The 6160-nt window shown below is 70.7% G+C and carries 5 protein-coding genes; all 5 read right to left on the minus strand.

The genetic code is table 11. The features are described 5' to 3' along the window. Positions 1 to 198 precede the first annotated feature (198 nt). Positions 199 to 1014 carry a hypothetical protein gene (locus tag D6689_17810; GenBank protein RMH39034.1) on the minus strand — a complete coding sequence of 272 codons (816 nt, stop codon included), beginning with the start codon at positions 1012 to 1014 and terminating at the stop codon, positions 199 to 201. Positions 1015 to 1018: 4 nt separating this feature from the next. After that, positions 1019 to 1330 carry a hypothetical protein gene (locus D6689_17815; GenBank protein ID RMH39035.1) on the minus strand — a complete coding sequence of 104 codons (312 nt, stop codon included), beginning with the start codon at positions 1328 to 1330 and terminating at the stop codon, positions 1019 to 1021. Continuing rightward, on the minus strand, positions 1327 to 3279 hold the full coding sequence (locus D6689_17820; protein RMH39036.1) for a hypothetical protein: 1953 nt from the start codon (positions 3277 to 3279) through the stop codon (positions 1327 to 1329). Before D6689_17820 ends, D6689_17815 begins: the two co-directional genes overlap by 4 nt. Then, positions 3276 to 5555: a nucleotide pyrophosphatase gene (locus tag D6689_17825; protein ID RMH39037.1), complete on the minus strand. Its 2280-nt coding sequence runs from the start codon at positions 5553 to 5555 to the stop codon at positions 3276 to 3278. The genes D6689_17820 and D6689_17825 overlap by 4 nt, the downstream gene beginning before the upstream one ends. After that, on the minus strand, positions 5488 to 6160 hold a 673-nt coding region (locus D6689_17830; protein ID RMH39038.1), incomplete at its 5' end, for a hypothetical protein. The genes D6689_17825 and D6689_17830, both read right to left, overlap by 68 nt.

Below are 6160 nucleotides of genomic sequence, written 5' to 3' on the forward strand. Positions count from 1 at the left end.
CAGCAGAATGGCCGGTCGCGATCCTCGGTTCGGCACCACCTCGATGTACATGGGAACTTTATATACAAGCATTCTCTCAATTACAACAGAAATTGTCAAAATTACATGGGAACATTTCCCAGGGCCCAAACCAAACAAAAGGCCCAGATTCCGCGCGCATGCGCGAAATCTGGGCCTCACACGAGGGGGAACTTCAGGTTAGATCTCGACGCCGAACGGCTTGCGCAGCGCCAGCGCCGCGATGGTCGCGATCACGAGCCAGTACAGCCACCACGGCATGGCGACGCCGAGCCACGGGTCCGGTCGCGGCGGGTGAGCCACCTGCACGCGCACGACCGGGCCGTCGTCCGCGAGCGGCGGCTCGCTACCGGGACTCCACAGCGCGGCGAGCCCACGCGCGCGCACCGGGTCCACCGCGCGCGCTCGCGGGTCGGCCACGATGCGCTTGGTGATGCGGTCGCCGCCGGCCGCGATCGACAGTTCGTGCGTGCCCGGCTCCGCGACCTCGACGCGCAGGTAGACCCGGCCCTCGTCCGCGTCGTACAGCGGCGGCGCGGTCGCGCGCACACCGGCGGCCGGCGCGACCGACACATCGGCGCCGTCGACGCCGTCGGCGAGGTCGACGCGTACGACGACCGGCTTGCCGACCTCGACCGGCCCGGCGCCGTGGCGCCTGTCCAGTTGCACGTACAGCAGGCCGAGCGGTGCAGACGCCACCAACAGGCCCGGCAGCAGCGCACCGATGTAGGCGCCGCTCCACATCAGAAACCGCCCCTGGCTGGCGAACACGCGCCGCGGGCTGTCGAGGAACAACCGGATCTCGTAGATCGCCGCCGCCATCTGGTCGCGCGCGCGCGCGATCCACGCCGGCCGGGTCGTCCACTTCAAGATCCACAGGATCAGCGCGCCCGTGGCGACGGACACCAGCACCAGATCCCAGGGCCGCGGGATCCAGTCGAACGGCGCGAGCAACGCGTTCGTCGCTCCGGCCAGCGCGCGCGCGATCGCCGCCATCGGGCTACTCGATGTATCCGAGCCCGCGCAGCCGCTCGCGCAGCTTTTCCGGATCGTCGGGCGCGTCCTCGTACGCGTCGAGCCCGCGCAGCAGCAAGTGCTCGATCAGCTCATCGCGCGACGAGTACCCCTGCTCGTCCACGACCGCATCGAGACGCGCCGCCAGATCGGCCGGCGGCTCACCTCGCTCGTACTGCTTGAGCCCGCGGTCGATGAAATGGTGGACGACGGCGTCCACGCCGTCGAAGTCGTGCTTGGCTGCCACGGCCTTGAGGCGCTTTTTCAGCGCGCGCGGCGGCTTGACCTTGACACTCATCGAGCCTCTCCTTTCCACTGAACGCGCGGCGTGCCGTGCATCGCCGGCGGCGGCGCGATGTCGTAGCGCGACAGAATCGTCGGCGCGAGGTCGGCCAGAGACGGCGGGTCGCCGCCGGTGACCAACGGCTCGCTGGCGATGAGGACTCCGGGCACGTGGGACGGATCCATGCAGTGGTCGCCGCTCCACTTGTCTCGGTTGTCCTCGACGACCCTTTCCGTCACCGTCCCGACGGCCGACTCGTCGGAGCTGCGATAGCCCCGCGCGTAGCCGACGATCAAATCGGGCGTCCGGTCCGGGTAGTCTCCCGGGTCGAGCACGTACGCGCGCGTGACGACGCGGGCGCCGGTGTCCGGGTCGCGCATCTGCTCGAGCTGCCGTGCGAGCCGCTCGGCCACCACGGCCCGCTGTGACGCGGGCACCGACCCGTGGCGCTCGCGCCCGCGCACGTTGATGAACACCTGGTTGAGCCCGAGCGCGTACGCCTGCGTTCGCTCCCAGTCGATGTGCCCCAGCGGCCCGTCGCCCGCGCCGTCGCTGCGCAGCGCCAGGTAGCCGTGCTCGGCCAGCCAGGTGTTGAGGTTGACCTTGCGACGGTAGGGCGCAAATCCGTGGTCGGACAACACGATCACCGGCGTGTCGGGCCCCGCGCGGTCGATCGCGCGGCCGATCGCGGCGTCGACGCGTTCGTACAGGTCCGGGATGACGTTCGCGTAGCGCGCGTCGTGCGCCGGCGCGTCCGGCGCGAGCGCGCGGAAGAACATATGGGACACCTGATCGATCGACGAAAAATAGAAGAACAGCACGCCGCGGTCGAACCGGGACAGCTCGCGGTCGAGCAGCCGGAGCCGCTCGGCGAACACCTGGTCGGCCTGGGCGAGGAACTCGTCGTCCGACAGCACGCCGTCCGCGAGCGCCTTGGTGTCCTCGGGCATCCCCTGGGTGTAGTAGCGACCGGCGTCGCGCGCGAGATCGGCCGCGTAGGACGCCGGCGCCGCGATCGGCACGGCGGGGTCGATCGGATCGAGGTTGATCGGGCTCATGTACAGCGACAGCGGCTGCCGCACCGATTGCAGATACAGCTTGACGATGCCGCGCACCTCGCCGCCGACGAGCCCCGGATCGAACGCGATCGGGATCCAGTCGGTCCACTCTCCCTCGACGACCAGAGCCTCGACGTCGCCGATGCGAACGAGCGCGACCGGCCGGTGTCGATCCGTGACGATGTCGACCGGCAGCGACAGGGGCTCGCCCGTGGCCGACGTCGGGTTCGGCGGACCGTAGAGGGTCGCGCGCGCGTGCTGGCCGGACCACCGCAGCGCGTGCACCTGGCCGCCCGACGGATTGCCCTTGGCGATGCGGCCCGCGTCGTCGGTAAACAGGTGGAACGTACCGTAGGTGCCGAGCAGGTCGGGCGTGCCCATCCCCGACAGCAGCTCGGCGTGCGGGCCGCCGCGCGGCGGGAAGTTGGCCGGCAACTTGACGAACGTCGACGGAATGCCGTGCCGCCCGAGCAGCTCCCACACCGCGACGCCTCCGCGGAGCAGCTCGACCTTCGGCCCGGACGTCGGCAGCGCGAACGACCCGATCGTGATCGCGCTGCCCGGCTCGACGCGCGACGTCGACAGGTACGGCGCCAGCGCGTGCGGATCGCGGTGGACGAAGTCGTAGATGCCGTGGTGCGACGGCGCCAACCCGGTCGCGAACGTCGACCACGCCACCGGGCTCTGCGGCGGATTCGTCGTGCCGAGCGCCACGAACCCGCCGCGCTCGGCGAGGGCAGCCAGGTGGGGCGTGCGCCCCTCGCGCATGTACTGGCGCAGCAGCTGCGGGTCCATGCCGTCCACCCCGAGCACGAGCAGCCGGCGCTGCGCCAGCGGCGACGCCGGCTCCGACGCACACGCCGCCAGCGCGATCGCGGCGGCAGCCAGTGACACTCCGCGGATCATCGCGCCAGGGTCGCGCCGTCCATGTAGCGCGGTGCCGGTACGCCGAACAGGTCGAGCAGCGTCGGCGCCACGTCGGAGATCGCCGGATCGTCGTCGTGCGCGGGCGCCAGCTCGCGGTTCGCGAACAACACGCCCGGCACCAGCTTGGGGTCGATGCAGTGGTCGCCGCTCCACGCGCGCGTGTTGTCGGTGAACACCTCGCCCGCCGAGATCCCGCGCACGCCTTCCCACGACGCGCGCCAACCGGCCGCGTAGCCGACGATGACGTCCGGTGCGTCGTCCGCGTACGGCCCCTGGTAGATGCGGTGCGCCGCGTAGGCATTGTCGATGGCCACGGCGCCGACCTCGTCGTCGCGCAGGCCCGTGAGTTCGGCGGCGATCTGGTCGGCCAGCGCGCGCGCGCCGTCGCCCGGCTCGACGATGCCCTGCGCCTCGCGGCCGCGCACGTTGAGGAAGATGCCGCCGAGCCCGAGCGCGAATGCGCGGGTGCGCGACCAGTCCACGCCCTCGAACCACTCGCCGGTGCCGTCGGCGCCATCGGCCAACACCAGGTAGCCGCGCTGCCTGAGCCATGCGTTGAGGTTGACGCCCCGGCGAAACGTCTGAAAGCCGTGGTCGGACATCACGATCACCATCGTGCGCGGGTCGTCGCCGACCTCGTCGAGCACGCGCTGGACCATCCGGTCCATCCGCACGTAGGTGTCCTCGATCACCTTCCCCCACCGGTCCGCGTCGTCGCGCCGCGCCGGGTGGCCGTCGTCGACATAGCGCATGAACATGTGCTGAATGCGGTCGGTCCCGTCGAACACGCACGCGATCACGCCCCGCTTGGTTCGGCGCAACATCTGAAAGAACATCGCCTCGCGCTCGCGGTGGTTCTCCCACGCCTGCTCGAGAAACGCCTGCTCGTCGAGGACGCCCTCGTTGAGCGCCCACGTATCCTCCGCCAACCCGAGCGTCGCGTATCGGCCGATCAGCTTCGCCAAGAACGTGGCGAACACTTTTGGGTGGGAGATCGGCAGCACCGGCGCGACCGGGTCGATGTTGATCGGCGTGACGTACATGCGGAACACGTCCTCGCCCACCTCGAGCAGCCGGAACCGACAGATGCCGCGCATCTTGAAGCCGAGGCGCATCGGGAACGCGACCTCGACCCAGTCGGTGTACTCGCCGAGCGTGAGCGTGACCGTGTGACGCCCGACGGTCAATCGCGCCGCCCTCGCCGCGCGGTCGATGCGGATGTCGAGCGGCGCGCGCACCGGCCGGCCGTCTCGTCGCATCGGGTTCGGCGGGCCCTCGAGGAACGTGCGCACGCGGTCGCCGTCGACGGTCACGACCGTGCGGCGTCCGCCGACACGCTCCTCGTCGTCGGCGCCGCCCGTGGTGAAGTACGTGTACGTGCCCTGGCTGCCCTGCAGGTCGGGCACGCACATCGCCGACAGCATGTAGCCCGGGAACCGCTCCGGCGGAAACGTGATCGGCACGCGCAAGATCGAGCACGGGATGCGATAGCGGCCGAGGATGTCCCAAAACGGCCGGCTCTTGCGCAAGAGCTTGAGCTGGGGCTTGCCGATCGGGATCTGCAGGTTGCCGATGCGCAGCGCCCGCGACGACGGCGTGATGTCGGCCGACGACAGGTCGGCCATGTAAGTGCGCCGATCGCGCGTGAGGAAGTCGAAGATGCCGTGCTTGGCCGGATTGACGCCGGTGGCGAACGAACTCCACGCGACCGGCGACATGGCCGGGAACGTGGTCTGCAACCGCCGGTACGTGCCGCATTCGGCCAGCTTCGCGAGCGCCGGCAGCTTGCCCTCCGCCATGAAGCGATCGACGAGCTTCGGGTCGAGCCCGTCGAGCCCGACGATGACCGCGCGGTCGATGCGCGGCGTCTTCGGCGGCCGCTTCGCGGTCAGCTGTCGCCACAGCCACCGAACCGGCCACAGCAACAGGCCGACGACGACCAACACGGTCGACACCAGCAGCGCCATCGCGGTGGTCGCGACCGCGATGCCGGCGCCCGGCCCGACGTAGGCGTGCGCCGTGGCCGGCGCGCCCCACGCCGCGGCCGCGACCGCCGCGATCGCGAGTGCGCGCGCGAACCGCCGCCGGCGGCCGGCCCGGTCCTCGTCGATCGCGGCGTCGCGAGCGCAGGCGGCCGGACGCAGCCCCGTCGCAGAAGCCGCGCGTCGCGGCGACGCCGGCGCGCCGTCAGCCGCCACCGCCCAGGTACCCGAGCGCTTCGAGTTGCTTGCGCAACTCCGGATCGATGTTCGCATTGCCGCTCTCGAACTTCCGCACGCGCGAGCGCTCCTCGAGCCGCTTGCGCTTGGTCGGCGTCGCGATCGCCTCGCCCAGCATCACCTCGCACAGGCGCAGCGCGATGGGCGCGTCGTCCGCTCGGTTCGTCTTCTCGGTCGGGTCCGCTTCGACGTCGTACAGCTCACTGGCGCCGCCCGCGCCGCGGATGAGCTTCCACCGGCCCACGCGCACGGCGCGCGCGTGGTCGAGGAACTCGGCCACCGCGTACAGCGGCCGCGCGACGCGGCCGCCGCGCACCAGCGGCACCAGAGACTCGCCGTCGACCCCGGGGATGGGATCCACGCCTGCGACCTCGAGAATCGTCGGCGCCAGGTCCACGTCCTCGACCGGGTCGGCGACCCGCTTGCCCGCGGGAAACAGCGGCGGATAGCGCATCGCGACCGGATCGCGCAACAGCTCGTCGTACAGCGAATGCCCGTGCCCCCAGCGGCCGTGTTCGCCCAACTCCTCGCCGTGATCGTTGGTGATCACGACCAGCGTGTCGCCGTCGAGCCCGCGCTGGGCGAGGCCGTCCAAAAACGCGCCCATGTGTTCGTCGTGGTACGTGATCTCGCCGTTGTAG

The sequence above is a fragment of the Deltaproteobacteria bacterium genome, from assembly GCA_003696105.1.
In the GTDB taxonomy this organism is placed as follows: domain Bacteria; phylum Myxococcota_A; class Polyangia; order Haliangiales; family J016; genus J016.

Excerpts from the sequence above, each read along its gene's own strand:
- D6689_17815 (RMH39035.1), bottom strand. The coding sequence starts at position 1,330 with ATGAGTGTCAAGGTCAAGCCGCCGCGCGCGCTGAAAAAGCGCCTCAAG.
- D6689_17810 (RMH39034.1), bottom strand. The coding sequence starts at position 1,014 with ATGGCGGCGATCGCGCGCGCGCTGGCCGGAGCGACGAACGCGTTGCTC.
- D6689_17820 (RMH39036.1), bottom strand. The coding sequence starts at position 3,279 with ATGATCCGCGGAGTGTCACTGGCTGCCGCCGCGATCGCGCTGGCGGCG.
- D6689_17825 (RMH39037.1), bottom strand. The coding sequence starts at position 5,555 with ATGCGAACATCGATCCGGAGTTGCGCAAGCAACTCGAAGCGCTCGGGT.